General features: G+C 74.2%; 12 protein-coding genes. 8 read left to right on the plus strand and 4 right to left on the minus strand.

The features are described from left to right. Positions 1-96: 96 nt before the first annotated feature. From Ae717Ps2_RS07565 to Ae717Ps2_RS07580, 4 genes are all read left to right on the plus strand, one after another. Positions 97-855, plus strand: coding sequence for an SDR family oxidoreductase (locus Ae717Ps2_RS07565; protein ID WP_075311437.1), 759 nt, complete (start codon positions 97-99; stop codon positions 853-855). Positions 856-957: 102 nt separating this feature from the next. Next, the gene (locus Ae717Ps2_RS07570; protein ID WP_075311439.1) at positions 958-2,214 is read left to right on the plus strand and encodes an alpha-hydroxy-acid oxidizing protein; all 1,257 of its coding nucleotides are present in this window, start codon (positions 958-960) and stop codon (positions 2,212-2,214) included. Positions 2,215-2,275: 61 nt separating this feature from the next. Then, positions 2,276-2,683, plus strand: coding sequence for a hypothetical protein (locus Ae717Ps2_RS07575; RefSeq protein ID WP_075311441.1), 408 nt, complete (start codon positions 2,276-2,278; stop codon positions 2,681-2,683). 144 nt (positions 2,684-2,827) lie between these two features. Further along, the gene (locus tag Ae717Ps2_RS07580) at positions 2,828-3,031 is read left to right on the plus strand and encodes a cold-shock protein (RefSeq protein WP_020624259.1); all 204 of its coding nucleotides are present in this window, start codon (positions 2,828-2,830) and stop codon (positions 3,029-3,031) included. 67 nt (positions 3,032-3,098) lie between these two features. Here Ae717Ps2_RS07580 and Ae717Ps2_RS07585 read toward each other — a convergent pair whose 3' ends face one another. The 3 genes from Ae717Ps2_RS07585 to Ae717Ps2_RS37255 all read right to left on the minus strand — a co-directional run bounded on the left by Ae717Ps2_RS07585 (position 3,099) and on the right by Ae717Ps2_RS37255 (position 5,831). After that, positions 3,099-3,746, minus strand: coding sequence for a TetR/AcrR family transcriptional regulator (locus Ae717Ps2_RS07585; protein WP_020624258.1), 648 nt, complete (start codon positions 3,744-3,746; stop codon positions 3,099-3,101). A gap of 160 nt (positions 3,747-3,906) precedes the next feature. Continuing rightward, positions 3,907-5,523 carry an alpha/beta hydrolase gene (locus Ae717Ps2_RS07590; protein ID WP_075311443.1) on the minus strand — a complete coding sequence of 539 codons (1,617 nt, stop codon included), beginning with the start codon at positions 5,521-5,523 and terminating at the stop codon, positions 3,907-3,909. Beyond that, entirely contained in the window at positions 5,520-5,831 is a 312-nt protein-coding gene (locus Ae717Ps2_RS37255) for a hypothetical protein (RefSeq protein ID WP_075311445.1), read from the minus strand. Before Ae717Ps2_RS37255 ends, Ae717Ps2_RS07590 begins: the two co-directional genes overlap by 4 nt. Before the next feature lie 250 nt (positions 5,832-6,081). Between Ae717Ps2_RS37255 and Ae717Ps2_RS07600 the strand changes: the two genes are divergently transcribed. Further along, entirely contained in the window at positions 6,082-6,546 is a 465-nt protein-coding gene (locus tag Ae717Ps2_RS07600; RefSeq protein WP_075333164.1) for an SRPBCC family protein, read from the plus strand. Between the two features lie 9 nt (positions 6,547-6,555). On the opposite strand, the gene Ae717Ps2_RS07605 is transcribed toward Ae717Ps2_RS07600, so the two are convergent. Continuing rightward, positions 6,556-7,317, minus strand: coding sequence for an IclR family transcriptional regulator (locus Ae717Ps2_RS07605; protein ID WP_020625994.1), 762 nt, complete (start codon positions 7,315-7,317; stop codon positions 6,556-6,558). Positions 7,318-7,443: 126 nt separating this feature from the next. On the opposite strand from Ae717Ps2_RS07605, the gene Ae717Ps2_RS07610 reads away from it, so the two are divergent. The 3 genes from Ae717Ps2_RS07610 to Ae717Ps2_RS07620 are packed head-to-tail and all read left to right on the plus strand — an operon-like array spanning position 7,444 to position 12,065. Further along, positions 7,444-8,913 (plus strand): aldehyde dehydrogenase family protein, encoded by a 1,470-nt coding sequence (locus Ae717Ps2_RS07610; protein WP_075311449.1) that lies wholly within the window; start codon positions 7,444-7,446, stop codon positions 8,911-8,913. Positions 8,914-8,955: 42 nt separating this feature from the next. After that, the gene (locus Ae717Ps2_RS07615; RefSeq protein WP_020625992.1) at positions 8,956-10,512 is read left to right on the plus strand and encodes an APC family permease; all 1,557 of its coding nucleotides are present in this window, start codon (positions 8,956-8,958) and stop codon (positions 10,510-10,512) included. Further along, the gene (locus Ae717Ps2_RS07620) at positions 10,509-12,065 is read left to right on the plus strand and encodes a GMC family oxidoreductase (RefSeq protein WP_075311451.1); all 1,557 of its coding nucleotides are present in this window, start codon (positions 10,509-10,511) and stop codon (positions 12,063-12,065) included. The genes Ae717Ps2_RS07615 and Ae717Ps2_RS07620 overlap by 4 nt, the downstream gene beginning before the upstream one ends.

Here is a 12,065-nt window from a genome sequence, read left to right on the forward strand (position 1 = left end):
AGTATCCGCGGGCACCCGCCGGGCAACCAGGGACCGGTGATCCCCCGATGACCGGTCTCTGCCGCCCCCCGTCCGCCGCGCGGCGACGGTGGGGACATGCAGATCACCGGACGCACCGTCTTCATCCCCGGCTCGACGAGCGGCATCGGACTCGCACTGGCCCTGGCGCTGCACGGGCGCGGCAACACCGTGGTCCTCGGCGGCCGGCGCCGCGACCTGCTCGACGAGCTCGTCGCCGCCCACCCCGGCCTCGACGCCGTCGAGATCGACACCGCCGACCCGGCGAGCATCACGAAGGCCGTCGCCGAGGTCCTCGACCGGCACCCCGACCTCGACGTGCTCGTCGCGATGGCCGGGATCATGCGGGTCGAGGACTGGCACACCCCCGAGGGGTTCCTGGCCTCGGCCGAGCAGGTCGTCACCACCAACCTGCTCGGCCCGATCCGGCTGATCGGCGCGCTCGTGGAGCACCTGCGGGGACGGCCGGTCGCATCGGTGGTCACCGTGTCGTCGGGGCTGGCGTTCGTGCCGCTCGCCGCGACGCCCAGCTACAACGCCACCAAGGCCGCGGTGCACATGCTCACCGAGTCGCTGCGCCTGCAGCTCGCCGACACGACCGTCGAGCTCCTCGAGATCGTGCCGCCCTCGGTGGCGACCGAACTGCTGCCCGGCCAGCAGGACAGCCCGATCGCGATGCCGCTCGACGACTTCGTCGCCGAGGTCCTCACGCTGCTCGAGGCCCCGACCCCGGGCGGGGAGGTCCTCGTCGAGCGGGTGCTGCCGTTGCGTCGTGCCGAGGCCCGCGGCGAGTACGCCGACGTCGTCGCCCGGCTGAACGCGGCCGACCCGCACTGACCGTCGCACCGCACCCGCCCCCGGACGCGGCCCGGTCCGGCGTCCGTCCGGGCGGTCGGCGCGGCCCGTAGGCTCACCCGCGCGACGACGGGGGAGGGCGCCATGACGGCACCGGGCCGGGCTCGGCAGGACCGCATCTACCGCGACGGCGTCTCAGGCGCCCGGCCCCGGGTCCCGACCGGCCCCGACGAGCTGGAGCGCCGCGCGCGGCGGGCCATGAGCCGGCGCGCCGACGCCTACGTCACCGGCGGCGCGGGCGCCGAGACCACGATGCGCGCGAACCGGGCGGCGTTCGCCCGTCGGGAGATCGTGCCGCGGGTGCTGCGCGACGTCGGCGAGCGCGACCTGACCGTCGAGCTGTTCGGCCGCACGCTGCACGCGCCGCTGCTGCTCGCCCCGATCGGGGCACTGGACCTGGTCCGGCGCGGCGCCGACCTCGCCGTCGCCCGCGGAGCCGCGGCCGCCGGGATCCCGATGGTGATCTCCAACCAGGCCGGGGCGCCGATGGAGGAGATCGCCGCGGTCGGCGGCCCCACCTGGTTCCAGCTGTACTGGTCCACCTCCGACGAGCTCGTCGACAGCTTCCTGCGCCGCGCCGAGTCCGCCGGCTGCGACGCCGTCGTCGTCACCCTCGACACCACGATGCTGGGCTGGCGCCCCCGCGACCTCGACCTGGGGCACCTGCCCTTCGCCCGGGGCATCGGGATCGCCCAGTACACCTCCGACCCGGTGTTCCGCCGCCTGGTGGAGGAGACCCTCGCCGCGCCGTCGGCCGGGGCGCCGCCGAAGGTCACCCCGCAGGCCGTGCGGACCCTGCTCGAGATCACCCGCAACGCCCCCGGACGGTTCCGGGACAACCTGCGCTCGCCCGTCCCGCGGGCGGCCGTGGAGACCTTCCTGCGGGTCTACTCGCGACCGCGGCTGTCCTGGGAGGACCTGGCGACCCTGCGCTCGCGGACCCGGCTACCGATCCTGCTCAAGGGGGTCCTGCACCCCGACGACGCCCGCCGCGCCGCCGACGCCGGTGTGGACGGGGTCGTCGTGTCCAACCACGGCGGCCGCCAGATCGACCACGCGGTCGCCTCGCTGGACGCGCTGCCCGGTGTCGTCGACGCGGTCGGCGATGCGCTGCCGGTGCTGCTCGACTCCGGGGTGCGGACCGGGGCCGACGTCGCGACCGCGGTCCGGCTCGGCGCCCGCGCCGTGCTGCTGGGGCGCCCGTTCGTGCACGGGCTCGCACTGGACGGCGCCCGCGGCGTCGCGCAGGTGCTGCAGAACGTCGTCGCCGAGCTCGACCTGGTCTGCGGGCTGGCGGGGGCCACCACCCCGGCCGGGATCGAGCTGCGCGGGCGTCCCTGACGGGTCACCCGGCGGTGCGGTCCGGCGCGCCCGGCCGCCCGCGCCGTGGCACGGTCGGACCATGACGCGTACGACGGCGACCCGTACCCGGCAGGACCTCGCCCGCCTCGCGCTCGGCGCGATGCTGGTGTTCGCCGGGACCTCGCACCTCACCTTCGCCCGCCGCGAGTTCCGTGCCCAGGTCCCGCCGTGGGTCCCGATGGACACCGACGACGTCGTGCTGCTCTCCGGGGCCGCCGAGATCGCGCTCGGCGCCGCGCTGGCCGGCCTCCCGAAGGAGCGCCGCCGGGTCGGCGGCCTGGCCGCGGCGTTCTTCACCGCCATCTTCCCGGGCAACCTCTCCCAGTACCGCAACCGCGTCGACGGGTTCGGCCTCGACACCGACGCCAAGCGGGCCGCGCGGCTGGCCGGGCAGCCGCTGCTGGTGGCCTGGGCGCTCTACGCGGGCGGGCTGATCCCGCGCCGGTAGCCGGTGCCGGCCCGGAGAACCGGGCGAACGGGACGTCCGACACGACGCGCCGGTACCCGATAGCACGTCGCCTGTAGCACAGCGGGGTCCGGTACGGCTAATGTCCACCCCGTAGGAACCGGCAAGACGCGAGGAGACATCCGGATGCCACAGGGAACCGTCAAGTGGTTCAACGCGGAGAAGGGGTACGGGTTCATCACGCCGGACGGAGGCGGGCAGGACCTGTTCGTCCACTTCAGCGCGATCCAGTCCTCCGGATACCGCAGCCTCGACGAGGGGCAGACCGTGACCTTCGAGGTCACCCAGGGTCAGAAGGGTCCGCAGGCGGACCAGGTCGTTCCCACCTGACCGCCTGATCCGACGCCGACGCCCGGGGTGCTCACGCGAAGCACCCCGGGCGTCGTCGTGTCGGGGGTCAGGACGCCAGGCGGGTCTCCAGCCCGGCGATGACGAGCTCGACGCGGCTCAGGGTCCAGCTGCGCGGCGGGTCGTCGATCCGGTCCCGGAAGACCGAGCGGACCTGGGCGTCGAACGGCTCGGCCGACTCCAGCACCTGGTCGCGACGGCGCGCGTCCCCGATGCCGAGGGGATTGGCCGCCAGCCACGGCTGCATGCCCATCTGGAAGGCGGTCGAGGCGCCCAGCACCGCGTCCTCCGCGGTGAAGCCCGACTCCAGCAGCCGGTCGGTCAGCCGCCGGAACGCCGACAGCAACGCCTCGGGGGACTCCGGCAGCCGCACCATCGCGGGCGCGAGGCCCGGGTGCTCGGCCATCACGTCGAACGTCGCCGCCGCGAACGCCAGCATCTGCTCCTGCCAACGGCCCTCGTCGGTCGCGGGGAACACGCCGTCGGTCACCACGTCGTCCACCAGCGCGGCGACGAGCGCCTCCAGGCTGGGGAAGTGGCGGTAGAACGTGGAGTACTTCACCCCGACCCGCGCGGTCACCGCGCCGACCGTCAGGTCGGAGAAGCCGAGCTCGCGCGCAGCGGCCAGCAGTGTCGCGCGGTCGGTCAGTGGCGGGCGGCCGGTGCGCCGTGCCGGTCTGCTCTCGGTCTCGGTCACGCCCGAATGCTACTGCCCGTGGCCGCGTCCGGGACAGGCTAGTCGCGGTCGGTCTGACGACTACGTGTGACCTGCCCCATCACTGGTTCATTGAGCGGCTGGTCGTTCGGCCGGCCGGACGTGCGGTCGTCTCGCAACGCAGGTCGAAGGTGACGGAGCGTCACAAAGGAACAGGCGCTCCGGCGACGATCCGGCCGAGCGTGCGCAGGCTCGGCGAGCCGGGATCCCAGTAGCCGCCGTGCGCGGCGGCGAACGCGGACTCGTCGTTCGGGGTCGCCGGGTCGTCGGTGCTCGGGAGCGCCGAACCGGGGGCCGAGTCGAACACCCGGGCACCGAACCCCGGTGCCGCCGGGTTCGGGCCGTGCAGGAGCCCGGTGGGGGCGAACCCGCGCGAGGTCGCGAAGCCCTCGACCCCGGGCACCCGGTCGATCGGGTCGTGCCGCGCGGTCGTCGCCCAGACGTGCCCAGGTGCGGTGCGGAGCTCGGAGGCGTGTCCCGCGCCGGTCCCCGGGCTGCCGACGAACACCACGTCGTCGGCGGCCAGGCCGCCGCCCCGGGCGGCGTTCCCGACCACCGTCGAGCCGTAGGAGTGCCCGACGACGGTCAGGTGCACCGGGCCCGCGTGCCCGGCCCGCAGACCGTCCTGGAAGGAGCGCAGGTCTCCAGCGGCGGCGCGGGCGGCCCCCGGGTCCGCCGCCGCGACCAGGTCGGGTGGCGCGTCGTAGCCGGTCCACAGCACCGCGGCGACGGTGGCGTCCGGCGCGGCCGCCCGTGCGGCGGCACGTGTCGCCTCGACCCGGGCCAGGTCGCCGGGCACCCCGTCCCAGCCCGCGGTCGTCCCCGGGACGTGGGTGAGCACGTGCGCGGCGTGTTCCGGGTCGCCGACGGCGAGCACGAGCCGCCCGCCGGTGCTCCCGCGCTCCAGTCGGAGCAGGTACGCGTCACCGGCGTCCAGGCGTCGGCGGGTCGCCTCCAGACCGGCCGACGCGCGCCGGGCGCGGTCCGCGCCCGCGGTGTCCCCGGCCCGGTCGAGCAGCGCCGCCCGGGACAGGAGCCGGGACAGCTCGGCGTCGAGCAGGACCCGGTTCGCCCGGTCCCGGTCGGCGACCGGTACGCCGTCCAGCCCGCCGACGAGGTCGGGCCGGGTGTGCAGCAGCTGTTCCCGTCGCACTTCGGGCAGCCCCATCCACCAGGACCGCACGGCGCCGGCGCCCGCACCGGGGGGTGGCGCCGCGGCCGGCGCGACCGGGCGGGGGGCCGCCGCGGGGGCCGGGCGGAGCGCATCGAGCGCGGCGGCCGTGGCGTGGTCGGACCGGGTCGCGGCACCGACGGCGTCGGCCACCGCGGTGGACAGGCGGGCCAGGTCCGCCCCGAAGCGCGCGACCATCGCGGGCAGCTGCCACACCCCCAGCCAGTGCGCGCCGACGCCGGCGGACAGCGTGCCGCGTTCGAGGTCGACGACGAACTGCGGGTGCACCGCCAGCGCGGCGAGCACGAGCCGGCGCTGGGCGTCGAGGACCTCGCCGGCGTGGGTGCCCAGCACCTGCGCGGCCCGGGTCGCAGTGCCCGCGTCGTCCCGCAGCCGGCGGACCTGCTCGGCGCGGTCGCGCGCGGCCGCGTCGGCGTCGGCCCCCGTCCACGACCGCGGTGCGGAGCGTTCCAGCTCGGCCGCGCGCTCGGACAGGGCCCGGGACAACCCGTCCCAGGTACCGGCACGACGCAGCCACGCACCGGGGTCGGCCGTCACGAGATCGCGCAGGGCGGGCCCGGTGCTCACGAGGCGCGCCCGGCGAACGCCGCCGCGGCGTCGTCGTCGGCGGCGCGCCAGGACGTGGCGGCCGCGCGCAGGGCCGACGCCGTCGACGCGGTGTGCTCCGCGTGCTCCCGGGTGGCCCGCGCCATCGCGTCCTCCCAGGCCGTGGCCGCCGTCCCGGCTGCGAAACCCGGCACCGGCGCGGCGGGGCCCACGAGCGCCGTGTCGTCGGCGAGATCGTCGGCGATGTGGTCGAGCGCCGCGGCGGCGGCGTCGAGGCCGTCCGGGTCGGAACGTGCCACCCCGCCCGACGACGGGTGCGGGCCGGGCACGGGCCGCCCGCTCGTCCACCGGGTCCCCGGTCGGTCTCGGTCGTGCACCGCGGCACCTCCGTCGTCGGTGGCGGGCCCGCCCGGCCCGCCCGCGTCGGACAGGAGTGTGCGTGCCGCGCGGTCCCGGCACGGGCGTTCGGTGGAATCCGGTGTGGGTGCTCTCGATCATGACCGGTCGCCGTGAGACCATCTGCGCCGGTCGGAGCAGCGGGCCGGGGCCCGGTCGGCCCCGGCCGGGGAGAGGAGCGTCGTGGTCGGCGTCCAGCGGGTGATGACGGTGCGCACCCCTGCCGAGACGGTGCTCCGGTACCTGTCCGACCACGGGAACAGCGAGATCTGGGACCCGACCGTGCGTTCCAGCACCCGTTCCGACGGTGGCGGACCGATCGTGGTCGGCGCCGCCTGGCGCACGGTGGCGGTGTGGGGCGGGCGGGAGAGCGAGCTCGACCACACGTTGCAGGAGCTGACGGCGGGCCGGGTCGTGTTCGTCGCGGAGAACCCGGCGGTCAGCGCGACGGAGGAGATCGTCGTCGAGCCCGCCGAGGGTGGGGGCAGCGTCGTCAGCTTCCACGCCCGGGTGCGGCTCAAGGGGCTGCTGAAGCTGGCGGCGCCGTTCCTGCGGCGCGAGTTCGAGCGGCACGGTGACGAGCTGGAACGCATTCTGCCCCCGGTGCTGGAACGCCTGCAGGGGTCCGCGCCGGCCCCACCGCCGTAGGCCCGCGGCTCAGCGGTCGCGCCAGAAACCCATCCGACGGCTGATCTCCCGCCCCGCGGCGACGACCTCCGGGGTGATCCGCTCGATCCGCTCGGCCGGGAGCCGGTAGGCGGGCCCGGACACCGACAGGGCGGCCACCACCGCGCCGCCGTGGTCCAGCACCGGTGCCGCCACGGCGTTGAGCCCGGTCTCCAGCTCCTCCAGCGACCACGCGTACCCGTGTCGGCGGACCCGGCGCAGCTCCTCGACGAGCGTCTCGCGGCCCTCGTCCGGCACCGTGTCCGGCATCGTCGTCGGGTCGTCGAGCACGACCGAGGCGAGCAGCACCTTGCCGCTGGAGGTGTTGTGCATCGGGGTGATCCGGCCGAGCCAGTTGAACGTGGTGACCATCGACGGGCCCCGGGCCTGGTCGACGTTCACCGCCCACCCGCGGTCGGGGATGGCGATGTTGACGGTCTCGCCGAGTCGCTCCGCGAGCGTCTCGCAGACCGGGTGGCCCTGGGTGGTGACCTCCAGGCGCTCGGCGACGCGCCCGGCGAGCGGGATCAGCCCGAACCCGAGGCGGTACTTGCCGCGGTCGGCGATCTGCTCGACCAGCCCGCGCTCCTCCAGCGCGCCGAGCAGCCGGAAGGCGGTGGACTTGTGGACGTCGAGCGAGGCGGCGAGCTCGCTGACCCCCGCCTCGCTCCGGTCGGCCAGCAGGGTGAGCAGGGTGATGGCCCGGTCGACCGACTGCACCCCGGGCTCCCGTCCGCGCACCGTGTTGCCCATGGCGCAACCCTAACCCGGCATTCGGCACGTCGCCACGCGGGGCGACCGGAAAGCGTGACCATCTCCCGCGCGAGGACGACGGGCCCGGGTTTGCACACCGACCCGTTTCCGGTGAAAGCTCGCGCCGTGCCGAGCCTCTACATCGACGGAAGTTGGACCACCGGATCCGCCGGGACCGCCCCGGTGGTCAACCCCTACGACGCCTCGACGGTCACCGAGGTCGACCAGGCCGGGCCCGACGACGTCGACCGTGCGGTCGCCGCCGCCCGCCGGGCCTTCGACGACGGGCCGTGGCGGCGGACCACGACCGGCGAGCGCGGGGCGCTCCTCGGTCGGATCGCCGACCTGCTGGTCCGGGACCGGGAGAAGATCGCCCGGTTGGAGACCCTCGACACCGGCAAGACGATCGCCGAGGGCCGCCAGGACGTCGACGACGTCACCGCCGTCTTCCGCTACTACGCCGGGCTCGCCGACAAGGACGCCGGCCGGATCGTCGACACCGGCAACCCGGCCGTCGTGTCGCGGATCGTGCACGAGCCGGTCGGCGTGTGCGCGCTGATCACGCCGTGGAACTACCCGCTGCTGCAGCTGTCCTGGAAGGTCGCCCCGGCGATCGCGGCCGGCAACACGATGGTGATCAAGCCCAGCGAGGTCACCCCGCTCACCTCGATCGTGCTGGTCGAGCTGTGCGAGGAGGTCGGGATCCCGGCCGGGGTGGTCAACATCGTGCTCGGCGACGGCCCCTCGGTGGGCGCCCCGCTCACCGAGCACGCCGACGTCGACATGGTCAGCTTCACCGGCGGGCTGTCCACCGGCCAGAAGATCATCCGGGCGTCGGCCGAGACCGTGAAGCGCACCGCCGTCGAGCTGGGCGGGAAGAACCCGAACATCGTGTTCGCCGACACCGACTTCGAGCTCGCCGTCGACTACGTGATGCTCGCGGTGTTCCTGCACTCCGGACAGGTCTGCTCCGCGGGCGCCCGGCTGATCATCGAGGACTCGATCGCCGACGCCGTCGTCGACGAGGTGGTGCGCCGCGCGCAGCTGATCCGGCTCGGCAACGGCCTCACCGACGGTGTCGAGGTCGGGCCGCTGGTCTCCGCCGCGCACCTGGCCAAGATCGAGGACTTCGTCGCCGCGGCACGCGCCGAGGGTGCCACCATCCGGTGCGGCGGTGCCCGTCCGGACGACCCGGAACTGGCGAAGGGCTACTTCTACCTGCCGACCGTCATCACCGACCTGGCGCCGGGATCGCGGCTGATCCGCGAGGAGACGTTCGGCCCGCTGCTGACCGTGGAGCGGTTCAGCACCGAGGAGGAGGCCGTCCGGCTCGGCAACGACACCGAGTACGGCCTGGCCGGCGCGGTGTTCACCGCCGACATGGGCCGGGCCCACCGGGTGGCGTCCGCCCTGCGCCACGGGACCGTCTGGATCAACGACTTCCACCCGTACTTCCCGGGCGCGGAGTGGGGCGGCATGGGCCGCTCGGGCAACGGCCGCGAGCTGGGGCCGACCGGGCTGGCCGAGTACCAGGAGATCAAGCACGTCTGGACCAACACGGCTCCGCAGCCCCAGGGATGGTTCTCGGGCCGCTGATACCGCCATGATGGCGCGACGAAACGGCCCAGGAGGTCCAGGATGACCGTTCCCGAACCCGCCCGGCGGGATCCCGCACCGGACGCGGACGGCGACGGGGGAGGGCTCGCCGAGTTCGGCTACAGCCAGACCCTCGACCGCAGCATCGGCAAGTTCGCCAGCTTCGCGGCCGGGATCAGCTACATCTCGATCCTGACCGGCACGTTCCAGCTGTTCTACTTCGGCTTCGGCACCGGTGGTGCGGCCTACTGGTGGTCCTGGCCGATGGTGTTCGCCGGCCAGTTCATGGTGGCGCTGTCGTTCGCCGAGCTGGCCGGGCGCTACCCGGTCGCCGGGTCGGTCTACAACTGGTCCAAGCAGCTGGCCGGGCCGACCGTGTCCTGGCTCGCCGGCTGGATGATGTTCACCGCCTCGGTGGTGTCCCTGGCGGCGGTCGCGCTGGCCGCGCAGCTCACGTTCCCGCAGATCTGGTCGGGCTTCCAGCTCGTCGGCGACGCCTCCGACGCGGGCGACGCCGCCGTCAACGGCGTGCTGCTCGGCGCGATCCTGATCGTGCTCACCACGGTGATCAACGCCGTCGGGGTGAAGCTGATGGCGCGGATCAACTCCACCGGGGTGTTCATCGAGCTGATCGCCGCCGTCGTCATCGTCGTGGCGCTGCTGCTGAGCATCCGCAACCCCGTCTCGGTGCTGTTCGAGACCCCGGCCCCGGCCGCGGGCGGCGGCGGGTACTTCGGCACGTTCCTCGTCGCGGCGCTCGCCTCGGCCTACGTCATGTACGGCTTCGACACCGCCAGCTCGCTCGGTGAGGAGACGGTCGACCCGCGGCGCACCGCCCCGGCGGCGATCCTGCGCGCGGTGATCGCCTCGTTCGTGCTCGGCGGGCTGATCCTGCTCGGCATCATCCTGGCCGCACCCGACCTGGCCGACCCGCGCCTGGGCACCAAGGACGGCGGCGGGCAGCTCGTGCTGCTGGAGGTCGCCGGCGGCACGATCGGCCGGATCTTCCTGATCACCATCAGCATCGCGGTGATCGTCTGCCTGCTCGCGGTGCACACCGCGGCGATCCGGCTGATGTTCGCGATGGCCCGGGACAACGCGCTGCCCGCGGGGTCGGTGCTGGCCCGGATCGACCCGAAGCACAAGACGCCGGTGGTGCCGGCGATCGTCGTCGGCGTGGTCGCGATCCTCATCCTGGTCGCGAACGTCGGCGTGCCCGAGGTCTTCACCGCGGTCACCAGTGTGGCGATCATCATGATCTACATCGCGTACCTGCTGGTCACGGTGCCGATGCTGGTGCGGCGGCTGCGCGGGCGGTGGCCGGACGAGGGCCAGAAGGGGTACTTCTCCCTGGGGCGCCTCGGCCTGCCGGTCAACGTGCTGGCGGTGCTGTGGGGCGCGGCGATGGCGATCAACCTGGCGTGGCCCCGCGAGGAGGTCTACGGCACCGGGTGGCTGCGGTTCGTCGCGTTCCTGTTCATCGGCGTCGTCGCGCTCGCCGGGCTGGCCTGGTTCCGGCTGCGCGGCCGTCACGGGCTGGGCTGCCTGCCCGAGCACCGGGCGAAGGAGATCGAGCAGGGCATGGGGGAGACGGCATGACCGACCGGTTCGACTACGTCGTGGTGGGTGGCGGCTCGGCGGGCTGCGCGCTCGCCGCGCGGCTCTCCGAGGACCCCGCGGTGCGGGTGCTGCTGCTGGAGGCCGGACCGTCCGACGTCGGTGACCCGAACATCCTGCGGCTCACCGACTGGATGGCGCTGCTCGACTCCGGCTACGACTGGGACTACCCGGTCGAGCCGCAGGAGCGCGGCAACTCCCACATGCGCCACGCCCGCGCGAAGGTGCTCGGCGGCTGCGGCTCGCACAACTCCTGCATCGCCTTCTGGACCCCGCGGGAGGACCTCGACGAGTGGGCCGCGTCCGGCCTGACCGGCTGGTCCGCCGAGGAGTGCTGGCCGCTGATCCGGCGCCTGGAGACCAACGACGGCGACTGGGACGGCCACGGCCGCTCCGGCCCGGTCAACCTCATGCAGATCCCCGCGAAGGACCCCTGCGGCGACGCCGTGCTGGCCGCCGCAGCGCAGGTCGGCATGCCGACGGTGCGGTTCAACGAGGGCCACACCGTGACCGACGGCGCCGGGTACTTCCAGATCAACTCCTTCCCCGACGGCACCCGCGCCTCGGCGTCGGTGTCCTACCTGCACCCGATCCTGGACTCGCGTCCGAACCTGGAGGTGCGCACCGACTGCTGGGCGTCGCAGGTGCTGTTCGACGGCACCCGCGCCACCGGCGTGGAGTACCAGCGCGGCATCGGCCCCGGCCGCGAGACGGTGCACGCCGACCGCGAGGTGATCCTCTCCGCGGGGGCGATCGACACCCCGAAGCTGCTGATGCTCTCCGGCATCGGCCCGGGCGAGCACCTGCGCGAGTTCGGCATCGAGGTCCGCTCGGACCTGCCCGGCGTCGGGTCGAACCTCGACGACCACGTGGAGGGCCTGGTCTTCTGGGACGCCGCGAAGCCGATGGTCACCGAGTCCACCCAGTGGTGGGAGATCGGGCTGTTCCACCGCACCGACCCGGCCCTGGACCGGCCGGACCTGATGATGCACTACGGCTCGGTCCCGTTCGACATGAACACGCTGCGTTGGGGCTACCCGACCACCGACAACGGGTTCTGCCTCACCCCGAACGTCACCCGCGGCCGGTCCCGGGGCACCGTGCGGCTGCGGACCCGCGACTTCCGCGACCGGGCCCGGGTCGACCCGCGCTACTTCACCGACCCCGAGGGCCACGACATGCGGGTGATGACCGAGGGCATCCGGCTGGCCCGACGCATCGCCGAGCAGCCGCAGCTGAAGGAGTGGATCGCCGCCGAGCTGGCGCCGGGCCCGGACGCCGTCACCGACGACGAGCTCGCCGACTACATCAACAAGACCCACAACACGGTGTACCACCCGGCGTGCACCGCGCGGATGGGCGCCGACGGCGACCCGGACGCCGTCCTGGACCCGCAGCTGCGGGTCCGCGGGGTGCAGGGTCTGCGGGTCGCCGACGCGTCGGCGATGCCGTTCCTGCCGGTGGTCAACCCGAACATCACCACGATGATGATCGGCGAGAAGTGCTCGGACCTGCTCCGGGCGGCGCACGGCTGA

Origin of the sequence: Pseudonocardia sp. Ae717_Ps2 (genome assembly GCF_001932475.1) — a bacterium.
In the GTDB taxonomy this organism is placed as follows: domain Bacteria; phylum Actinomycetota; class Actinomycetes; order Mycobacteriales; family Pseudonocardiaceae; genus Pseudonocardia.

Bases quoted from the DNA above. Each gene is read 5' to 3' on its own strand.
- Ae717Ps2_RS07565 (WP_075311437.1), top strand. From the start codon at position 97: ATGCAGATCACCGGACGCACCGTCTTCATCCCCGGCTCGACGAGCGGC.
- Ae717Ps2_RS07570 (WP_075311439.1), top strand. From the start codon at position 958: ATGACGGCACCGGGCCGGGCTCGGCAGGACCGCATCTACCGCGACGGC.
- Ae717Ps2_RS07575 (WP_075311441.1), top strand. From the start codon at position 2,276: ATGACGCGTACGACGGCGACCCGTACCCGGCAGGACCTCGCCCGCCTC.
- Ae717Ps2_RS07580 (WP_020624259.1), top strand. From the start codon at position 2,828: ATGCCACAGGGAACCGTCAAGTGGTTCAACGCGGAGAAGGGGTACGGG.
- Ae717Ps2_RS07605 (WP_020625994.1), bottom strand. From the start codon at position 7,317: ATGGGCAACACGGTGCGCGGACGGGAGCCCGGGGTGCAGTCGGTCGAC.
- Ae717Ps2_RS07615 (WP_020625992.1), top strand. From the start codon at position 8,956: ATGACCGTTCCCGAACCCGCCCGGCGGGATCCCGCACCGGACGCGGAC.
- Ae717Ps2_RS07620 (WP_075311451.1), top strand. From the start codon at position 10,509: ATGACCGACCGGTTCGACTACGTCGTGGTGGGTGGCGGCTCGGCGGGC.